The following is a 21196-nucleotide window of genomic DNA, read 5'->3' on the forward strand; positions in this document are numbered from 1 at the left end:
TTACGCACAAAATGTCACACTACTTGAGGAGCCTGCTTATTCGTCGTTCTACTACAATGATGAGCGGGCTGCTGCGATGGTGCGATCAAATGAGCAGCCTAACTCGCTAATCTCGAAGGAGCTGGTCAGCGTGACATCACTGAGTCGTCGTCCTGATTCTTGTGGCAAGGTGCGCGACATCTACGACATGGGCGATGCGTTGCTCATGGTTGCAACGGATCGTATCTCGGCATTCGATTACATTCTCCCTGATGAGATTCCATTCAAAGGAGAGGTGCTCAATCGTATCTCTGCTTTCTGGTTTGAGCGCTTTGCTGATCTCGTGCCCAATCATATGATCTCAATTGATCCGGCAGATTTTCCCCCTGAATTTAGTGAGTACTCCACCTATCTTGCGGGTCGTACGATGCTGGTAAAGAAGGCGCGTCCCATTCCTATTGAGTGCATTGTGCGTGGCTATCTCACCGGCTCGGGTAAAAAAACGTATGACCAGGATGGCACTGTTTGTGGTATCCAGCTTCCAGCAGGTCTTACCGAGGCGTCTCGGTTGCCTGAGCCTTTGTTTACACCGTCTACAAAGGCGGCTATTGGGGAGCATGACGAGAATATTTCTTTTGAGCAAACCGTTGATATCGTGGGAAAAGAAACCGCAGAGACAATTCGTGATCTCTCGCTTACGATCTACACGGAAGCCGCTCGGTATGCCGCCCAGCGCGGAATTATCATTGCCGATACCAAGTTTGAGTTTGGCATCATTGACGGCAAGGTTACGCTGATCGATGAGTGCTTGACCCCCGATTCAAGTCGTTTTTGGCCAGCTGATTCGTATGTGGAGGGTGCCGTACAGCCGAGCTACGATAAGCAATACGTGCGCGATTGGCTGAAGGCTCATTGGGATTTCTCAGGCGATGCTCCAAAGCTTCCTGCAGAGGTTATTGAGGGTACATCCGCGCGGTATCGCGAGGCATATGTCATTATTACTGGAGAGACGTTCGAGGCCATGAAGGAGCGCGTGTAAGTGAGCACCCGAAGCCCCTTAAATCAACGATCCCAAGAGCAGATGCGCGAAGGTAAGTCAGGTATGGCACGCCGCTCTGCTGCTTCTGCTAAGCCAACGCGTGCCGCTGCTTCTTCTGTGCGCGTGGTGCCAGCAAGCGCCAAGGCAAAGCGTCGTCAGGTGGATCAGGGCGAGTCTTTAGCAGGACTCAGCCGTGAAGAGAAGCGCGCGCGCAAGCAAGAGTTGCGCCGACGTGAGGATCGCATCTATACGGCATCTACGATTTTGATGCGTGAAGATCCTGATTATCCCAGGTACCGCCGCATTTGGATTGGTCTTATGGCAGCGGGCATGGTCTTTGTAGCGATTGGTTTTGCCTTGCTGGCGCTTATTGGCGAGCGTGCAAGTGAGCCGATGAAGATTGCGCAATACGTAACTGTCGGCATGTCCTACGTGTGTATCATTGCGGGTTTTGCATTTGACTTCATCAAAATTCGCCCGATCCGCACGGAAGCGCAGGCGCGCGCAAAGGGCTTGAGTGAGAGCCGGATGTCTGCCGTGCTTGAGCGTGGCGCTCGCAAAGAAAAGGATAAGGGTAAGCGCAAGGTCAAGTGAGTGCGCGGTCGCATGAGGAAGCGCTGATGCGGGCTGGGGCTATAGCCGTGGACGATGGTTCTCGTGCAGGCATCAAACGATCGTATTGTGTGCGCAACCTCGACGGCCGTTGCATGTTACAATCCTGATCGCGCGCCGTTAGCTCAGCTGGCAGAGCAGGGGACTTTTAATCCCAAGGTCCAGGGTTCGATTCCCTGACGGCGCACCAAATAACCGCAGGTAGGGTACCGTGTTCGGTGCCCTATTTTTTTAATCGAACATCCGGATAGAGGGGTTAAAGAATTCAAAGTATACTCTTTTGATCTTGGTGTACCTATCTCTACCTGCTAAAACATTGCTTTCAAAGTTGTGCTCAACCAACTTTGAGGCTGGACAAAATGTGTGCTCTTTCTTGTAGTGTCCTCCCTGGTAAACCGCACTATTTCGCGCTTGAAAGTTCTCTTGTAGCTAGCGCACGATATGAATTAAGGTGCCTGCACTGTCTGCGGCAAGAATATGAGAAGACCTCGGTAATCAAAGTAATCGGCTCGCTCAACGTTACGTAGCCACTAGCTCCTCACTTCACTCCCTCATCAAACATCTTTCAATAAAACCCCTCTTCAGCGCCCTACTGTTCTCGGTATGCCGTATCATGAGGGGCAACTAAGGTACGTGGCCCACCGGTGCCGCTCCAATCTCAGGCGTCGGTGGCGACCCGCGAAGAGAGGGAGGTCTGTCATGGCCGACGCACACACCCAGCTTGATCGGTGGATTGCGAACGTAAAGGATCCTGAGCTGCTGCGCGAGCTCGAGCACATGCGCGATGCGGGGGATGAAGCGGCAATCACTGACGCTTTCTATCGTGATCTTGCCTTCGGAACGGCTGGTCTGCGCGGAACGCTTGGCGCGGGCACGAATCGTATGAATATCTATACGGTTGGACGCGCGTCTCAGGGCTTTGCGAACTACTTGGTCTCTCACTTTGAGGAGCCGAGCGTTGCTATCGCACGCGATAGCCGTAATAAAGGCGAGCTCTTTGTACAAACAACTGCCCGGATTTTAGCGGCGAACGGTATTCGCGTGCATGTCTATCCTAAGATCGAGCCCGTTCCCGCCCTTTCGTGGGCAACGCGCGAGCTTGCGTGCTCAGGTGGCATTTGCATGACCGCTTCACATAATCCTGCTGAATACAACGGTTACAAGGTCTACGGACCAGATGGATGCCAAATTACCAGCGCTGCTGCTGAGGCCATTTCAAAGGCCATGGAAGAGACGGATCCGTTTGGCGACATTAAAATCATGGATTTTGATGAGGCAGTTGAGCAGGGTCTTATCTCTTGGATTGACGATGCAGTGCTTGATGCCTATTACGAGGCAGTACTTGCAACGTCTGTTTCCACGCTCACGCCCGAGCAGATCGCAGATGCTCCGCTCAAGCTCGTGTATACGCCGCTCAACGGAACAGGCCTCATCCCGGTGACCTCGGTATTGGAGCGCGCCGGTATTACAGACATTACGGTTGTGCCTGAGCAGCGTGATCCCAACGGAGATTTCCCAACCTGTCCATATCCCAACCCTGAGATCCGCGAGGCTATGCAGAAAGGTATTGACCTTTGCGAGCAGGTGCATCCCGATCTCTTGCTCGCTACTGATCCAGACGCTGACCGCGTAGGCGTGGCGGTAAAGAACAAGGATGATTATCTCATTTTGACGGGTAACGAAATTGGCGTTTTGCTGCTGGATTACCTCTGTCGTATGCGTGCCGAGCGCGGTGAGGATCTGTCACGTAAGGTAGCTGTTACTACAATTGTTTCCTCCTCCATGGTTGATGCCCTGGCTGAGGAGTACGGCTTTGAGCTGCGTCGTTGCCTGACAGGGTTCAAGTATATTGGCGACATTATTACCTCGCTTTCTGATGCGGGCGAGGAGGATCGATTCCTCTTTGGATTTGAGGAGAGCTTCGGCTACCTTGCAGGCGCTCATGTGCGCGATAAGGACGCGGTGAATGCATCGCTGCTGATTTGCCAAATGGCTCAGTACTACAAGCTGCAGGATAAGAATCTGGCAGATGCCATGCGTGAGCTGTATGAGCGCTTTGGCTTCTATCACAACCGCACCGTAGCACTTTCATATCCGGGCGCTGAGGGTGCGAGCAAGATGGATGGCATCATGAAGGCACTGCGCACAACGCCGCCAACCGAGCTGGCTGGTCGCCCAGTTGAGGCTGTGTTGGATTATATGACTGGAGTGAACGGTCTTCCTACAGCCGATGTGGTTGAGTGCGATCTTGCGAGCGGAGACAAGGTAATCGTGCGTCCTTCTGGCACCGAGCCCAAGATCAAGCTCTACCTCTTTGCCCAGGGTGAGACAGCTGCTGAGGCCGATGCTTTGCTCGATGAGCTTGAGGCCGCAGGTCGCGAGCTGCTTTCGTAGGAAGCGCGTGCGTAGTTTCACGTACGCAGCTTTTGTGCCAGCACCTGGGCGTTCACGCGGCCGTGTTCTTTGCACTGGCACACATCCATAAGCAGAGGTGCGGAGCACGGTGAGTATCGATGAGGTGTCCTTCGGGGCACCTCATCTTTTGAGCAGTGCAGGCTGAAGGGCTTGAAAGCCGGGACGATAGGCTATAGAGCTACGAGCAGCGTTTGTCTTATAGCGCGAACGTCGTTTGAAGACCGCTCATAGTACGACAGCGCACAATGCAGGCTGGTACTTGCGTGCAGAGGGTATCTACCTCTTCATCGGTAACATCATCTGCAAGCGAGAGGCGAAGGCTTCCTCTATTCCAACGAGGGTCATCATAGCCGAGTGCCAAGATGACATGGGATGCTTCGGTAGATCCGGTAGAGCAGGCAGATCCGGTTGCTGCAGCAATGCCTGCGCGGTCGAGCATAACCGTGAGCAGCTCTCCGTCAACATCGTGGCAAATAAAGGAAGCAAGGCCGGGGAGGCGGCGACTCCGGTACGTATCACCGGTTGCTTGCACGCCGTCAACTGCGGTTATAGCCGCAGTGAGTTGCTCTCGCAAGGTGTGCAAACGGCTCATCTTGTGCTCAAGCGCCTCGGTGGCCTCCTCAAGAGCTGTTGCCATGCCTGCTATTCCTGCAAGATTCTCTGTTCCCGCACGCCTGCCCCGCTCCTGTTCGCCTCCAAAGATAAGTGGCGGAATAGAAAAGCCTTCCTTGAGATACAGAGCACCAATACCTTGCGGCCCGTGAAACTTATGAGCCGAAAGCGAGAGGGCATCCACGCCAAGCTGTGCTACCGAAACTGGAATATGCCCGAGCGCTTGGACGGCGTCGGTATGAAACGGGATACCTCGCTCGTGAGTAAGAGCCGCAAGGCGTGGAATGTCCTGGATCGTTCCAATCTCGTTATTGGCCAGCATAATGCTCACCAATGCGACCCGGTTTTCAGCCTGGTCAAGGGCTGATTCAAGTGCGGTTTCTGAGACAGCTCCCATCTCGTTTACAGGCAGACGGATAATCTCCACGCCCTCTGCTGCAAGTGCATCACATGTCCTGAGAATGGCATGGTGCTCAATGGCGCTCGTAATGATGCACGGTCTGAGCGGCCAACCCGAAACGCTGTGCGCGTGCATACGATCAAGCATTCGCTGAACCGCACCACGAAGCACCCAGGTGTCAGACTCGCTTCCTCCACTGGTGAAATAGATTTCTCCTGGCCGCGCATCGAGCTGAGCAGCAATGCGACCCCTATAGTCGGTGAGCGCCTGGGCAGCTTCTCGTGAGATGCGATGAATGCCACTTGGATTCTCAAAATTTTCGGTCAAATATGGCATCATCGCCGCTCGTGCCTTCTGCGAGAGCGGAGTGGTTGCGGCATTATCGGCATAGATATAGGAAGTATCTGCCCCAGAAGAGGTCATACTCATTCCTTTACATCGAAGGTGTTTTAGCGCAAGAAGAAAAACCAAAGGAGCGCGAGCAGGATAGACGCAACTATAAGGATTGAGATAAGCAGGGTGGTGCGCCTGCGCCAGCGGTCGTGGCGGGCGGTAAAGATTGTCTTACCCGAGCTGGGAGTTTGCAAATACCGCCCGGAGTGTATGGTGCTTACCCGATGGTGATGCTCATCTGTATGCCCATACGATCGACTGTTTCGGTGCGGCTGGTGCTCAATGTATTCAGCATCTGAGCTTGCAGTTCCCATATGCCGACGATGCGGACGCTTGGCGTCTAAACTGCGGTAGCGCTCGACGGTAGCGTAGGGAATTGCAGCATCTTCAATAGGCTCTTGAGTAATGTGGCGGTGTGCATTGTGTGCGACGGGCTGGCTTGAGCGGTGAGGCTCTAAGGGCTCACTAGCGGAGTCAGGCATCGTGTTGTCGCGATACGCCATAGGTGCTTCTCTCAAGAGACCCGTGATCTGGAAATTCAAGTATAGGATCGATCTTAAAGAGTTTGCGCTCAAACAGGGAATATCAGGGCGTTTCCATACCAAAGCAGCCATTGGTCGCGAGGCCTTGCAAAACATCCAGCTCGTTTACGGGTGGCTTACGTACATCGATGTCCAGCAGATATTCGAGGTTTGACTGAAAGCCATATCATTCAATAAGAACCTTAGTCCTATCGACTTAGATTTGATGATATTATGACGCTAAAATAATCTGCGACAAAACGTATATATCTTGACTGTCAGGGCATAAGGAGATCGACCGTAGATCCGGTGCCAGAGCACCGAAATGCAGAGGAGTGATTGATATGACGAGCATGATTCCGTATCGTTCCTTGTTCAGCACACGTCCAACCTTGCGCCCTGTTATCCCAGCATCGCTGTTTGATGCGTTCGATGACATGTTGGATCTGAGTAGCGACGTTGCGACCAAGGCTTTCCCCATCGATGTTGAGGATAAGGGCGAGTCTTATGAGGTAAAGGCCTATCTCACGGGTGTGAGCAAGGACAATATTGATGTTGAGCTCAATGAGGGTCGTCTGTCCATTTCGGTTGAGGTGGAAGGCTCAAAGGAGGAGCAGGAGAAGAACTATCTCCAGCGCGAGTTTACTGCGTACAGCGCAACGCGTGGTGTCTATCTGAAGGACGCATCAAGCGAGGGGCTGTCTGCCGGATATGTTGATGGTGTTTTGACCGTCACGATTCCCAAGATTGTGGAGAAGCAAAACGTCACTAAGATTGCGATCGACTAACGCACGCGATTCAGCGAGATGCTTGTGAGATGATGGCGAGACATTGCCTAGCTTGATCTCAGAGGTAGTCTAGAAATGTAAGGGCTCGGGGCTTGGCTTCGAGCCCTTACGTATGCGTAGCCGTGTGAGGCATACGTGGTCGCTCGGCGGATTCAGCGTGGCAAAGCATGGTAATCGTCTCATGCCTGAGGTGCGTTTTCGTAACGGTTCCACGCCTGAGGCACGCTTTCGCTCATAGCTGTTCTCCTTGAACCGCTGATCAAAAGATTGCACTTCATACACGAGAAAAACGCTCACCTAGATCTGGGATTCTGCTCACACGCTGCATCAGCTTAAGCCGCTCAAATCGAACGGATACAATACGTATGAATGACGAGGAGGATCTATGCCAACTGTGGCTCAGCATTACAAGCAGCTTCGCGAACCGTTGACAGGACCTGCTCCTGCAGCTGACGAAAAGCTGAACGCTCCGGTTCTTCTCATGGTGTCTGGAGGCGCTGATTCCACCGCGCTTGCCCTGCTTGCCTGCACATCACGGCTCGACATTGACGATGGGCGCGGCGTGGCAACCATTGCTCGGGAGCGGCTGCATGTCTTGCATATCAATCATCACTTACGGGGCGAGGCGTCAAACCGCGATGAGGGCTTTGTGCGTTCGCTCTGCGCCCGCCTCGGTCTTCCACTTTGTGTGCACCACGCCTCGTTTCAACATATCGGATCGGAAAATCTTGAAGCTGTTGCACGCGAGGTACGCTACGCAGCTGCTCGGTCGCTGGCGAGTGACTTGTCGCAAGCAGCGGGTACTCCAATTTCTGCTGCACGAATTGTTACCGCTCACACCTCGAGCGATCGGGCAGAAACGTTTTTCTTAAATGCCATTAAGGGCTCTGGTTCTTCTGGGTTGTCAAGCATTCCGCGTCGGCGTGGAATAATCGTTCGCCCGCTGCTCGATCGCACGCATGACGAGCTTGTGTCTTACCTCAGCATGCGGGGAGAGTCGTGGTGCGAGGACGAAACCAATACCGATACCACCTACGCACGCAGCTTCATTCGCCACAAGGTGCTCCCGCAGGCTCGCGAGCTGAATGCGAGTGTTGAGCGGGCAATTGGAACGGCGTGCGACATTCTTTCCGATGAAGATCGTCTGCTTTCTCGGCTCGCAGGGCAGGCGCTCCGGTCGTGCGTGAGGCGTCGTCGACCAGGCCTGTTAGCGCTCGATGGCACTCGCCTCGCTTCGAGTGAGCTGGCTATCGCACGCCGTATTGTTCGCTTGGCCGCACGCGAAATTGATCCGGAGATTCGCCTTCATGTTCAGCATATTGAGGCAGTGCTTGTGTGTGTGGGGACGGGCTCTGGATCAACAACGCTACCAGGCGGCGTTGATGTGCGTATGGAATTTGGAATCTTGACGCTGCGCTCCGCCGATGCACAAGAAGAGATTGCTGCTGGTTGGATTCAGGTTCCAGGCACCATGGCGCTGGCAAATGGATACGTACTTGAGGCGGCGCTCACAAGCGTTCCTGCAGGTACTAACCCCGTTGCATACGCACGCACATATGCCAGAGATCATGCATCGTCTACGCTGGTTGAAATAGAGGCTTTGGGCTTTGATCCTCGCGCGTTAGCGGCTGGTGATACTCAGGCACGTCTTTGGGTGGACGGTCCTGAGCCCGGAGATGTGATGTGCCCGCTTGGAATGGCTGGCAGAAAAAAGAAAATTTCTGATTTGTTGGGCTCGAAAAAAATTCCGGTGGCGGAGCGCCCGGCGGTTCCTGTGATTCGTACTGCTCCGAGCGGGGCGGTGGTTTGGGTTGCAGGGGTCATGCTAGATGATCGCTTTAAGGCAACTGTGCATACACACCTGTTTTTGAGCCTGACCGTACGTCATCCCGGTCAGTAGCCGCTTACGTACGCGCGTCATTCGTGAGGGATATACATACCTTCACAACATCACGAACCCTCTGGGTCTGTAGATGGAGCGCTGCTGATAAGATAAGGATTCTCTGTAGCAGGTTCATGCTTGCTACGACTCCGGGCGGCATAGAGCCGCTCGCTGCGCGTGATATGAATGAGCGAGTAGATCGGGAGACACCATGGAGTCAACACACCCTGACGTTGAGCGGGTTTTGTTCTCAGAGGCGGATATTAAAGAGATTGTTGGGCGCATGGGTGCCGAGATCTCGCGGGACTACGCCGGAAAGGATCTCGTGCTCATTGCTGTGTTGCGCGGCGCAGTTGTGTTTATGGGCGATTTGATGCGCGCGATTACCTGTCCTTTGGCCATCGATTTCATGGCAGTCTCAAGCTATGGAGAAGGTGCAAAATCCTCAGGTGTTGTACGGATCGTCAAAGATCTTGATATGGATATTAAGGGTCGTGACGTGCTCATTGTTGAGGATATTCTCGACTCTGGCCTCACACTTAACTACCTCATGAAGAGCCTGTCGCATCGCAAGCCAGCCTCGCTTGAGGTGGCTGCCTTCTTGTGGAAAGACGTTGAGGGCAGAGAGACCGCCGTTGAGCCCAAGTATGTTGGCGCACATTGCCCGGATGAGTTTGTTGTTGGCTATGGCCTGGACTTTGCGGAGCGTTATCGTAACTTGCCGCAGGTGGGCGTTCTTAAGCCGGAGGTTTATTCGTAAGATGAGCACCGATAATATGAGCGGAGATCGCAATACCGACGGGAGGCCGCAGCGCCCTCGTGTTCCCGGGTCTCAAGGATCCACTCCACGACTTCCCGGTGGACCGCGCCTGAATCTCATATATCTGGTTGTCGCCATTGCGCTCATTGTTTATCTGGTGATGAACATGGGCTCTGTGTGGGGCGGAAACCAAAAAGTAGAAGATCTTGCAACGAGTGAGTTTGTAACGGCGGTGAAAGAAGACCGGGTGGCCTCGGCTACCTATACCGTTGCTACCAAGCGTGTTGAGGGTACGTATTGGAAGAAGCAAGATCAGGTGGGCATCAGCTCCTCGCTTGTGAAGTTCAAGTCAACCTATGCGGGTCAAGATTCACTCGCCACGCTCATGGCCGATCATCCCAAGGCTACCTATAAAGTTGATGCAAACGATCCGAGCTTTTTATCCGACCTGCTCATCACGGTTGTGCCCACACTTGCCCTCATTGCGCTTCTGGTCTATTTCATGCGCCAGATGGCAAGTGCGAATAGTCGTACCATGCAGTTTGGTAAAACGCGGGCAAAAACGGCCGAGGCTACACGGCCTAAGGTGAAGTTCAAAGACGTTGCCGGTATAGATGAGGCAGTGGAAGAGCTTGAAGAGGTACGCGATTTTTTGGCCGATCCGAGCCGGTATCGCAAGCTCGGTGCCCGTATTCCTCGTGGTGTGTTGCTGGTAGGCCCTCCGGGAACTGGTAAGACCTTGCTTGCGAAAGCAGTTGCTGGCGAGGCTGATGTTCCATTCTTCAGCATTTCTGGTTCAGATTTTGTTGAGATGTTTGTTGGCGTGGGTGCCTCGCGCGTGCGCGACCTCTTTAAGGAGGCAAAGGTACAAAGCCCAAGCATCATCTTTATTGATGAGATTGATGCCGTTGGCCGCCAGCGTGGCGCAGGCCTTGGCGGAGGTCACGACGAGCGAGAGCAGACCCTCAATCAGCTTCTCGTTGAGATGGATGGCTTTGATGGGAATGAGTCGGTTATCCTCATTGCTGCAACAAACCGCCCTGATATTTTAGATCCAGCGCTGCTTCGCCCCGGTCGTTTTGACCGCCAAGTAACGGTAGATCGGCCAGACGTGCGCGGGCGTGAGCGGATTCTTTCCGTGCATGCGGCAGACAAGGTGCTGGCACCAGAGGTGAACTTTGATCGGCTTGCTCGCCTGACCGTGGGCTTTACCGGCGCTGATCTGGCAAATCTTTTGAATGAGGCAGCCCTTCTGGCAGCTCGTCGCCACCTCAAAGCCATTACGCCCGCTGAGGTAGAGGAATCGATGGAGCGCGTGATCGCCGGTCCTCAGCGCAAGAGCCGCGTGATGACGGAGAAAGAGCGCCGTGTTATTGCATATCACGAGAGCGGCCATGCCCTGGTGGGGCATCTACTTGAAAATGCGGATCCGGTGCATAAGATCAGCATTGTGAGCCGAGGCCAGGCCTTGGGTTATACCATGCAACTTCCCACTGAGGATCATTTCCTGAAGACGCGGGGCGAGATGCTCGATGAGCTTGCGGTGCTGCTTTCTGGGCGTGTAGCAGAAGAGCTCATGTGCGATGATGTGACTTCGGGTGCATCAAATGACCTTGAGCGTGCAACGAGGATCGCTCGTGAAATGGTTACACGCCTTGGTATGAGCGAGGCTTTGGGCACCCAAGTCTTTGGTGAGGCTCAGCATCAGGTATTCCTTGGCCGTGACTATGCAAACCATCAGGACTATTCTGAAGAGACGGCGCGCAGAATTGATGTTGAGGTGCAGCGGATTATTCGCGAAGCCCACGAACGCGCCCGTGATCTTTTGGATGCCCGCCGTGATCAGCTGGATCTGATGGCGTCTGTTTTGCTTGAGCGCGAGACGGTGGATGGCGATGCGGTTGATGCCTTGCTTGATGGCACCTGGGATGCCTATCTTGAGCGCGAGCAGGCTGCAGGCACTACAGTACCTGCTTCGCGCGGCAAAAAGGTATTTACGCCAGAGCAGGAAGAGGCAATTGCTGCTGAGGCGTCCGCCTTTGCTCAGGCTGCTATGGAGTCTGAGCGCGACGGCGAGGAGGATGGTAGCCAGAACTGAGGGGGTTGAAGGCTATGGTCAACGAGGCAATGTTTGCATATGGCTCGGAACGCTCGGCGATTCGGGAGATTTTTGCCTACGCAACAGCGCGTAAGGCTGAGATTGGTGAGGATCGCGTTTTTGACTTTAGCCTCGGTAATCCGAGTGTGCCTGCTCCTCCTGCGGTGCGAGATGCGATTGTTCGCGCGCTTGAAGAGGTGCCCTCAACGCAGTTGCATGGCTATACACCAGCGCCTGGCTTGCCCGAGGTACGCTCAGCGCTTGCAGACTCACTGAACCGCCGCTTTGCCACGACCTATAGCGGAGACGATTTGTTTCTGACGGCCGGCGCTGCCGCTTCAATGGCTATGACTATCCGGGCACTTACCTCGCCCGGAGATGAGGTCATGGTGATTACGCCGTATTTTCCGGAATACCGCGTGTGGATTGAGGCGGCGGGTGCAACCTGTGTTGAAGTGCCTTCTAAAGAAATGAGCTTCAGGCTGTCCGTTGGCAACGTTCAGCAAGCCATCACAGAGCGCACAGCGGCGATTATTGTCAACTCGCCCAATAATCCAACCGGGCGTGTGTATCGGCGTGAAACCTTAGTTCGCCTCGCGAATGTTTTGCGTGAGGCAAATGCCCACCGCGAGCAACCAATCTATGTGATCTCTGATGAGCCGTATCGAGAGATTAGCTATGGCCAAGAGGTGAGCTGGATTCCGTCCATCTATCCGCATACGGTAGTCTGTTACTCATATTCCAAGGCGCTTTCCTTGGCGGGAGAGCGTATCGGATGGGTGCTCGTACCCAATACCTTGCCCGATGCTCAACGCGTGCGCTCATCTGTTGCAGGGGCTGCTCGTGCTCTTGGCTTTGTTTGCGCGCCGGCGCTCTTCCAGCGTGTTGTGGCAGCTTGCGCAGATGAGCCAGCAGATATTGAGGCGTACCGGCAAAACCGCGATTTGCTCTGTGGCGCGCTGGGGGATGTGGGTTATACCTTTGCCGAGCCAGAAGGTGCTTTTTACCTCTGGGTTCGTGCCCTTGAGCCTGATGCGCAGGCGTTTTGTGACCGAGCGCGAGAGCTGGAGCTCTTGCCGGTTCCTTCAGATAGCTTTGGCGTGAGCGGCTGGGTGCGCGTGGGATATTGCGTGGACACGAATACCATTCGCGCCTCTCTGCCCGCTTGGTGCGAACTCGCCCGCATGTATCGTTCACTCTAACTTGAAGAAGGGACACTCATGCTTCAGATTCTTGGCGATATGCATACGCATACGCTGTATTCTCGACATGCGTATTCAACCTTGCAAGAAAATGTAACGGCTGCTTCTGAGCGCGGCCTTGAGATTCTCGGATCAACCGATCACTTCAGCCCTATGATTCACGCTGGGCACGATCTGAGAGACTTCCAGTTCTTTGTGAATCAGGGTATTTGGCCAAGAACGTGGATGGGCGTTACGCTGCTGCGTGGTTGCGAGGCAGATATTGTTTCGCTTGCAGGGGAGCTCTACGGTGAAGACATTCTCATTTCGGAAAATATCGTGGGAAACCCCTATCGTGAGGCGCGAAGCCTTTTTGACCATATAACGAGCGACCTCGACTATGTGATTGCGAGCGTGCACAACCGAGCCTTTTCAGAGGGCGCTTCAGTTGCTGAGGGTACCGAGATGTATCTCAAGGTCTTAGATCATCCGCGTGTGCTGGTGCTTGGCCATACCGGCCGCTCAGGTGTGGCGTACGACATTGATACCGTGCTTGCGTATGCAAAAGAGAAGCACAAGCTCATTGAGATTAATGAGCATAGTCTCAAGATGAACGGTGGCTCAGAGCCCTATGCAACCTGTCGAAAAATTGCCGAGCGATGCGCGGAGCTTTCGGTAGGAATCTGCGTGAATACTGATGCACATATTTCTACACGCATCGGTGAGATGCCGGCTGCCCTCGATATGCTGGAAGAGATCGATTTTCCTCAAGAATTGATTGCAAACAGAGGCAAACAGGCCTTTTTAGAAGCGCTTGCTGCTTCAGGTGTGTGTCCAGATAAAAAATTCCTTGCAACTCACGTTTAGAGGGCTTGCCACGCGAGCGAGCGTGCACGAATTCGCTTGGGTCGTTTCGCATCACGCTGCAAGGGTTCGGGCTTTGCGTAACACATGTCTGGTTTTGCCGATCACGGGATCTGGGTTCCCGCTGGGCGGAAAGACTGTATCTAACTTAGGTAGAGCTGGGTAGGGTGGTACATAAAGGTATGCCGTTCGTTCCGCCGTCGGCCACAAAACCGCTGGCGGAGCCGAGCGCTCCGGTGGCGAAGGTAAGGCCGCAAACCGGAGCGAGAAGGAGGTTCTTATGGGCGCACCCACTACTGGCAATGTGAGGAACGTGGTGCTCGTAGGCCAAGGCGGGGTGGGCAAGACCTCGCTCGCGGAGGCCATGCTCCACCTCTCTGGCAAGACTGCCCGCTTAGGCGGCCGTGATGGCACGAAGCCCACGCTCGACTACGATATTGAGGAGGTCAAACGCGAGTTCTCGATCTCCACCGCAATTGCCCCGATCGACTGGAAGGGTGCCCGCATCAATGTGCTCGATGCACCTTGCTACCCAGACTTTATTGGTGACGCGTATGCGGCCATGAGCGTGGTGGAAGCAGCGCTGTTTGTTGTTGATGCAGGAGCCGGTCCTCAGTCAACGACCGTTAAGCTTTGGTATGCAGCAGAAGATTTGCGCCTCGCTCGTGCGGTCTTCATCAATCGCATTGATCGGCCAGACGCCGATCACGAGACCTGTATGGAGCTGCTACGCGAGCGCTTTGGTATGCGTTTGGGCTTGGTAACCCTGCCCTGGGGCACGGGCGAAGACTTCCAAGGCATCATTGATATCGTGCGCATGAAGGCACGGCGTTGTGAGGGTACCAAGCAAGAAGAGTTTGAGATTCCTGAAGAGTATCGGGCAGCAGCTGAGGCAGCTCGCGAAACCTTAACTGAGCTCGTTGCTGAGGCAGACGATACGCTCATGGAGAAGTACCTTGAGGGCGAGACGTTAACACAAGAAGAGATAGAAAGCCTCATGGCAAAAGCCATTGCACGCCGTCTGTTTGTTCCGGTCTTTGTGGGAAGCTGCATCCAGGAGCAGGGCGTGAACTCGCTCATGGACGATATTGCATCCTACTTCCCCTCACCAACCGACTATGGTGAGATGCCGCTGATCGATGGCAGCACCCTAAAGATTTCAGCAGAAGATGACCGCCCGGTGGTCTTTGTCTTCAAAACTCTGAACGATCCTGCTCAGGGTCGCCTCTCCTTCATTAAGGTTATTACCGGCACGATTGAGCCGGGCATGGAGCTCATTTGCGCTCGTACACGGCGCTCTGATCGCTTGGCTCACTTGAATGTGATGTGCGGTAAGGAAATGACCGAGGTTGGCTGTGCTCACGCCGGAGACATCATTGTGGTGCCGAAGCTATCTGCAGAAACGGGCGATACCCTCTCTGTTTCTGGCAAGGTGGAAGCCGCTGCCTTTGCCTTCCCCAACTCGCCTTATCGCATTGCGATTGAGGTAGTAAATCGCGGAGATGAAGAGAAGCTCTTCACCTTTATTGATAAGGCGTGCGAGGCAGATCCCACCATGCGCATTGAACGTGATGAGGAGACGGGTCAAACGGTCATCTCGGCGGTGGGTGAGGCTCAGGTGAGCGTCTTGCTCAATCGCCTAGAAGACCGCACGCGTGTGGAGGCGCGCATTGTGCCCCTGCGCATTCCGTATCGCGAGACCATCCGACGTGTTGCCAGCGCTCAAGGTCGGCATAAGAAGCAAACAGGCGGTGCTGGACAATTTGGAGATTGCTACTTGCGGGTTGAGCCTCTCACCGATGGCACCAATTATGAGTTTGTAGACGAGGTTGTAGGCGGGCGTATCCCGCGTGCCCTCATTCCTGCGGTTGATCGTGGCGTTCAAGAGACCATGCAAGAGGGTGTTATTGCAGGCTATCCGCTCACGGGTATTCGTGTTGCTTGCTATGACGGGTCGTATCACCCGGTTGACTCAAATGAGATGGCCTTTAGAGCCGCTGCCCGCTTGGCACTTCGCAAAGCCTGCTCTGAGGCAGATCCGGTGATCTTGGAGCCTATGTACGATATTACAGTCACCATTCCGGAGAGCTATGCCGGAGCGGTGATGGGCGATGTTTCTGCGTCGCGTGGACGAGTCACGGGCATGGATGCAAATGAGCGGGGAGATGCTGTCGTCACAGCAACAGTTCCCTATGCTGAGCTCACCGATTACGCCACGCGTCTCCGTTCGCTGACACGCGGAAATGGAGATTTTACGATGGAGCCCGCCGGATATGAACAGGTTCCCTACGACGTTCAGAAGCACCTCGTTGAGTTCTACGAAGAGCGGCGCGCTCAAGGGCGATAAGGATACAAGGATGTTTTCCGAGGACTCTGCGGCGATTATCCGTCGCAGAGCCTCAGCCCGAATTGGCAAACGGCAAAAATGGGTAGGCTTCCAACCCGTGGACGACACTCAGTCGTTCACATTGTCATAATATTTGTTTTATGATGTTGACCAGCGTGTTACGATACCGAAGCGAAGTACGCTTCACGTCACCGAGATGAAAGCATGGTAACGATGTCGCCACAGAAGAACAGGAAGACCTACGATGCCGAAACCCGCCGTCGTGCGGTGAAGGCGCTTGCTGCCGGATCGGGTCACCGGGCTCTCGCTGGCGCGCTCGGGCTTCCCGAGGCGACCGCTCGCCAATGGGCGCGCGCGTATGCCGTAGGTGGTGCCTCCGCTGTAATGAACGCCGGTGCCACTCACCGCATCTACCCGTATGAGCTCAAGCTCTCCGTGGTAAAAGATCGCTTTGAGCATGGTATGTCCGTCCGTGATGTCATGATCAAGTACGGAGTGCCGAGTGAGTCCTCGGTTAAAACCTGGTGCCGCCAATATCGCGAGCACGGGGCTGAGGCTCTCATCGATCGGCCACGTGGTCGTAAGCCTAAGAAGCACGACCCGGAAGAGTCCGAATAAACAATCCGCCTTGTCCTGAGCGCACGGATGCTCAGCACCGATCCGCCCTCCTGATCACGTGATAGTTGTCCCGTGGTCGGAGGGCGGTATGCTTGAGCGGCTGAGCGCCTCTCTATCTCAATCCTTTAGCTGTCTTCCGGGGCGGGAGGGAGTGTTCACGCGACTGTGCTGCCGCTGCAGTAGTCCCTCTTAGTTACCGCTCAATGCGGGGTGCGCGGCCTTTCGCAACTGTACCGTCGCTCCAGAGCTTCTCTTCGTGACCGCTCAGCGTGTGATGCACAGGCTTTCGCAGCTGTGCCGCAGCTCCGATAGATACTTTTAGTTACCGCTCACCGCGGGGTGCAAGCGCTTCGAAGCGCACATCACCGCGCCTCGCCGGTGGTATGATAATCGTGCGAATTGCAGGTTCTAAGAGGGGGTTGCCATGTTAAACGCCATTGAAATTAAGCCGGATATTTGGTGGGTTGGTGGGATTGATTGGAACGAGCGATTGTTCCATGGCTACTCAACCGAGCGCGGCATTACGTATAACGCCTACCTGATTCTCGATGAGAAAATTACGCTGATCGATACCGCAAAGGCCACGTTTTCTGACGAGTTTATTCAGCGCATCAGTCAGGTCGTTGACCCGTCCAAAATTGATGTCGTTATTGTCAACCATGTTGAGATGGATCACTCGGGCAGTTTGCCGCTCATCAAAAAGATCGCGCCCAATGCCACGATCTATGCAGGAGCCCCTGCCGGAGTCAACGAGATCAAGGCTCATTTTGGCATTGAGGTTGAAGGCGTGAAAACCGGGGATACCCACTCAATTGGCCGCCGAACACTCTCCTTTGTGCAGACTCCGATGGTTCATTGGCCAGATAATATGGTGACCTATGTAGCGGAAGAAAAGCTGCTTTTTTCAAACGATGCCTTTGGTCAGCACTTTGCTACGACCAAGCGCTTTGATGATGAGGTTGACCGCTGCGAGCTATTCCGCCAGGCAAAAAAGTACTACGCCAATATTGTGCTACCTTATGGCGCTCAAACACAGCGTGCACTCAAGCAGGTAGCAGGCCTTGATATTGAGATGATTGCACCGAGCCACGGATGCATCTGGCGAAGTTTCATTCCAGAGATTCTTGCGTGCTACGAAGCATGGAGCACGTACCAAACAGAAGAGAAGGCCGTCATTGTGTTTGACTCAATGTGGCACTCAACCGAGAAAATGGCTCGCGAGATTACCGATGCCTTTATTGCTGAAGATATTCCGGCAGTTCTCTTAGACGTTAAGGCATCGCATATTTCAGACATCATTCTCGAGATGATGGATGCCCGCTATGTAGCTGTGGGTTCGCCGACCTTAAACTCAAATATGCTGCCAACGGTAGCTGGTTTTCTTACCTATATGCGGGGGCTTTCGCCAAATAACTCCATGCGTATTGGCCTAGCCTTTGGTAGCTACGGCTGGGCACCTCTAGGGCCAAAACAGGTGTATACCGAGCTTGAGAATATGAAGTTCCAGCTTCCTGTGCCGGTCATCACACAGCAGTGGATCCCGAGCGAAGAGAAGCTTACTGAGCTGCAAGTGGCTGTGCGCACCATGATTGAAGAGAGCCGCCAAGCGTAGCTCCGCGCTTGCGGCGTCGTACCGAGCACGCATAAGGCTTGGAAACGCCCGCATTCGCAAGAACTCGCCGGTACTCCTGGCACCTTTCCTGGGAAGTACGCTCGCGCCCCGCATATGATCTAAAGATGTGGGGCGTTTGTTGTACCAGCACGTCGATGTCGCTTTCTCACCGTGGTAGCATGGAAAGGCTTGCCAGACCCAAGAGGGGATAAAGGGGTGTCTATGGCTATGCTGGTGATGCTGTTCGCCATTCCAGTGGTGGCAGCTGCTTTGCTCTTTTTTGTGCGCGAGGCTTCCTTGCGTGATCCGATCGCAATCGTTGCGGCTGCACTGACCGCAGGTGTTTCGGTATCCATTGCTGCCACGTATCTCAATACGCCGACAACGATCGCCGTGCCAGACGCGTTATATGTTGGTGGAACCTGGGTGGCCGTGTTGCTTGATTTGTTGCTGACCGGGGTTGTTTTAAGCTTTGCATTCCGTTGGAAAAACGTATGGGCAATTGCGCTCGGCTTGGTGCAGCTGGGAGGCGCTATCTGGTGCGGCATGTTGGCCATAGAAGAGCCTGAAGCCGTCATCGATCCGCTCTTTATTGATAATCTCGGCGTGGTGATGATCCTGATCGTCGGTGTAGTGGGTAGCTTGATCTGCGTCTACGCCTTGGGGTATATGAAAGACCATCAGGCTCATGAGCCAGCAGATGCTCCCGACTATCGCCATCAGTTCTTGGCGCTCATGTTCTTATTCCTCTCGGCCATGTTTGTCATTATCTTGTCAGACAATACTGACTGGATGCTGGCCGGCTGGGAGATCACCACGGTCTGCTCGTTTTTAATGATTGGCTATACCCGCACCGAAGAAGCGCGAAAGAGCGCCTTGCTGCAGATCAACCTCAATATGGTAGGTGGCATTGCATTTCATGCAGCAGTGCTTTTAATGCATCGTTTTGGTCTGCCGCCCTCACTGAACGGCTTGATTACATCTACCTTAGCGGTAGGGACGCGCCCGCTCGTACTGCCACTCTTGTTGCTCTCGGTTGCTGGCTTAGTAAAGGCAGCTCAGATGCCGTTTCATCGCTGGCTTTTGGGTGCCATGGTGGCACCAACCCCTACGAGCGCTTTGTTGCACTCTTCTACCATGGTAAAAGCTGGCGTCTTCTTGCTGGTGAAGTTCGCACCGCTGTATCGGATTATTCCGGTGGCCTCTTTTATGGTGGTAGGCCTGGGTGGCATTACCTTTGTGCTCTGCAGCTTTATGGCCATCTCGCAAAGTAACGCCAAGCGCGTGCTTGCGTATTCCACGGTGGCAAACCTTGGTCTGATTTGCGCGTGTGCCGGTGTTGGTACCGCCCCGGCAGTGTGGGCTGCCGTCTTCTTGATTATCTTCCACACCGTGTCTAAGTCACTACTCTTCCTGTGCGTAGGCACGGTTGAGCACCGCATTGGGAGCCGCAATATTGAGGACATGGATGGCCTGTTTGGGCGGCTGCCTCACCTCACACGGCTGATGATGCTCGGCATCATGGGTATGTTTGTAGCTCCCTTTGGCATGCTCATTTCAAAATGGGCAACCCTTGTTTCCTTTGCAGAAACGGGCAATGTTGTTTTCTTGCTTCTGCTCGCCTTTGGCTCGGCTGCAACCTTTTTCTTCTGGGCAAAGTGGCTCGGGAAGCTCAGTGGTGTGCCTCAGCGTGCCGACAATTCTGAGGCAGGAGTTCATCGTACAGAGTGGGCAGCGGTTGGTAGCGTAGCTGCGCTTTTGCTGGCTTGCTGCGCAGGACTCCCTTTGCTCTCTGAAGAGGTTGTCTCGCCGTATCTGGGCTCTGTTTTTGGGGAAGCCCCGGTACTCATTGGCGTGGATAACCTCATTATCATGGTGGTCATTGTTGCCTTCATCGCGATTGTGCTGCTCACGCCCTGGGGTCGTGCTACGCACAAGCGCCGTGTCCCGGTCTACCTTGGTGGTCAGGGCTTAGATGCAGATGACCGGCGATTCTTAGGTTCCATGGGGCGTACCATGACCTCGGTTAAGCGCAATTGGTATCTGGAAGATATTTTTGGGGAACGCCTCATTACGCGTGCAGGAATTATTCTTTGCTCCGCGATTCTTTTTGTTTCACTTGCTGCAAATGCGCTTTTTGGTATGGGGGCTCAGGGTGGCTTCTTTGCAGAGCGCCCGGTGATGTTGGCAGGACCTGGCTTGTTTGGTCTTGCCGTAGGCACGTTGGGCTTTGCGCTGATAGCTCCTGTGGCGGGCTGTTTGCTCGATGGGCTTGATCGCAAGATTTCTGCACGCATGCAAGGTCGAGTGGGTCCTCGCGTGTTGCAGCCGTACTACGATGTGCGCAAGCTGTTGCGCAAAGAAGACGTGAGTGTCAACGCAGTTGATGAGGCCTATGTAACCTGTGCGCTGATCTTTAGCGTGGTTGCTGGAGGCATGTTTGTTTCAGGTTCAAGTCTGCTCATGTCGGTCTTTTTGATCACACTCTCCACGCTGTTCTTCATTATTGCTGCGTACTCTGCCCGCTCGCCCTATGCAGATACGGGTGCAGATCGTGAGTGCTTGCAGGTCATGAGCTACGAGCCAATGGTTTTGATCATGACGGTTGGCTTCTATACCGCAACCGGATCCTTTGATGTGGCAAGCCTTGTAGGGCTTCACGCCCCCATCATTATCGTATTGGCTCCAATCTTTTTAGGAATGCTGTTCATTCTGACCATCAAGTTGAGAAAGTCTCCCTTTGACCTCTCTTCGAGCCACCACGCTCACCAAGAGATTGTGAAAGGCATTACCACTGAGATGAGCGGGCGTACCCTTGCCAAAGTTGAGATCATGCATTGGTGCGAGTCCGTGCTCTTTTTGATGTGGATTGGCATGTTCTTCATTTGGTCGCATCCGGCCTCATGGGCACTCGCAGCAGGTGCGGTGGCATTCATTTGGCTGTTTGAGATCTGGATCGACAATAACTATGCGCGCGTGAAATGGCAGACCTGTCTCAAGTTGGCTTGGCTGGTGGCTCTCGTTGCTGGAGCGGTCAACCTGTCGTTCGTGCTCATCGCGCCGTTCATGTAAGGA

General features: G+C 54.1%; 15 protein-coding genes and 1 tRNA gene. 14 read left to right on the plus strand and 2 right to left on the minus strand.

The genetic code is table 11. The features are described 5' to 3' along the window. Nucleotides 1-130: 130 nt before the first annotated feature. The 4 genes from K6V98_RS05615 to K6V98_RS05630 all read left to right on the plus strand — a co-directional run bounded on the left by K6V98_RS05615 (nt 131) and on the right by K6V98_RS05630 (nt 4024). Nucleotides 131-1018, plus strand: a complete 888-nt coding sequence (locus K6V98_RS05615; RefSeq protein ID WP_371734531.1) for a phosphoribosylaminoimidazolesuccinocarboxamide synthase — start codon at nt 131-133, stop codon at nt 1016-1018. Continuing rightward, complete coding sequence (locus K6V98_RS05620) at nt 1019-1612, plus strand: hypothetical protein (protein WP_222199537.1); 594 nt, start codon at nt 1019-1021, stop codon at nt 1610-1612. Between the two features lie 132 nt (nt 1613-1744). Continuing rightward, nucleotides 1745-1820, plus strand: a tRNA-Lys gene (locus K6V98_RS05625). Nucleotides 1821-2329: 509 nt separating this feature from the next. Further along, nucleotides 2330-4024, plus strand: coding sequence for a phospho-sugar mutase (locus K6V98_RS05630; protein WP_222199538.1), 1695 nt, complete (start codon nt 2330-2332; stop codon nt 4022-4024). 217 nt (nt 4025-4241) lie between these two features. On the opposite strand, the gene K6V98_RS05635 is transcribed toward K6V98_RS05630, so the two are convergent. Next, nucleotides 4242-5480, minus strand: a complete 1239-nt coding sequence (locus tag K6V98_RS05635; protein WP_222199539.1) for a cysteine desulfurase family protein — start codon at nt 5478-5480, stop codon at nt 4242-4244. Between the two features lie 26 nt (nt 5481-5506). After that, nucleotides 5507-5953: a hypothetical protein gene (locus K6V98_RS05640; RefSeq protein ID WP_222199540.1), complete on the minus strand. Its 447-nt coding sequence runs from the start codon at nt 5951-5953 to the stop codon at nt 5507-5509. Nucleotides 5954-6315: 362 nt separating this feature from the next. Here K6V98_RS05640 and K6V98_RS05645 point away from each other — a divergent pair, with 362 nt between their 5' ends. The 10 genes from K6V98_RS05645 to K6V98_RS05690 all read left to right on the plus strand — a co-directional run bounded on the left by K6V98_RS05645 (nt 6316) and on the right by K6V98_RS05690 (nt 21193). After that, nucleotides 6316-6759: an Hsp20/alpha crystallin family protein gene (locus K6V98_RS05645; RefSeq protein WP_222199541.1), complete on the plus strand. Its 444-nt coding sequence runs from the start codon at nt 6316-6318 to the stop codon at nt 6757-6759. Between the two features lie 385 nt (nt 6760-7144). Further along, complete coding sequence (tilS, locus tag K6V98_RS05650; protein ID WP_222199542.1) at nt 7145-8659, plus strand: tRNA lysidine(34) synthetase TilS; 1515 nt, start codon at nt 7145-7147, stop codon at nt 8657-8659. A 193-nt stretch (nt 8660-8852) separates the two neighbouring features. Next, a complete protein-coding gene (gene hpt / locus K6V98_RS05655) occupies nt 8853-9401 on the plus strand; it encodes a hypoxanthine phosphoribosyltransferase (RefSeq protein WP_222199543.1) in 549 nt (182 codons plus the stop codon). A gap of 16 nt (nt 9402-9417) precedes the next feature. Beyond that, nucleotides 9418-11499 (plus strand): ATP-dependent zinc metalloprotease FtsH, encoded by a 2082-nt coding sequence (gene ftsH, locus K6V98_RS05660; RefSeq protein ID WP_222199598.1) that lies wholly within the window; start codon nt 9418-9420, stop codon nt 11497-11499. Nucleotides 11500-11513: 14 nt separating this feature from the next. After that, complete coding sequence (locus tag K6V98_RS05665; RefSeq protein ID WP_222199544.1) at nt 11514-12701, plus strand: pyridoxal phosphate-dependent aminotransferase; 1188 nt, start codon at nt 11514-11516, stop codon at nt 12699-12701. Nucleotides 12702-12719: 18 nt separating this feature from the next. Then, the gene (locus K6V98_RS05670; RefSeq protein WP_222199545.1) at nt 12720-13547 is read left to right on the plus strand and encodes a phosphatase; all 828 of its coding nucleotides are present in this window, start codon (nt 12720-12722) and stop codon (nt 13545-13547) included. 277 nt (nt 13548-13824) lie between these two features. Further along, complete coding sequence (locus K6V98_RS05675) at nt 13825-15891, plus strand: elongation factor G (RefSeq protein ID WP_222199546.1); 2067 nt, start codon at nt 13825-13827, stop codon at nt 15889-15891. Between the two features lie 213 nt (nt 15892-16104). Then, the gene (locus K6V98_RS05680; protein ID WP_222199547.1) at nt 16105-16509 is read left to right on the plus strand and encodes a helix-turn-helix domain-containing protein; all 405 of its coding nucleotides are present in this window, start codon (nt 16105-16107) and stop codon (nt 16507-16509) included. Nucleotides 16510-16933: 424 nt separating this feature from the next. Further along, nucleotides 16934-18121, plus strand: coding sequence for an FprA family A-type flavoprotein (locus K6V98_RS05685; RefSeq protein ID WP_222199548.1), 1188 nt, complete (start codon nt 16934-16936; stop codon nt 18119-18121). Between the two features lie 222 nt (nt 18122-18343). After that, nucleotides 18344-21193 carry a proton-conducting transporter transmembrane domain-containing protein gene (locus K6V98_RS05690; protein WP_222199549.1) on the plus strand — a complete coding sequence of 950 codons (2850 nt, stop codon included), beginning with the start codon at nt 18344-18346 and terminating at the stop codon, nt 21191-21193. Nucleotides 21194-21196: the final 3 nt, after the last annotated feature.

Source organism: Collinsella ureilytica, from assembly GCF_019795105.1.
GTDB lineage: Bacteria > Actinomycetota > Coriobacteriia > Coriobacteriales > Coriobacteriaceae > Collinsella > Collinsella ureilytica.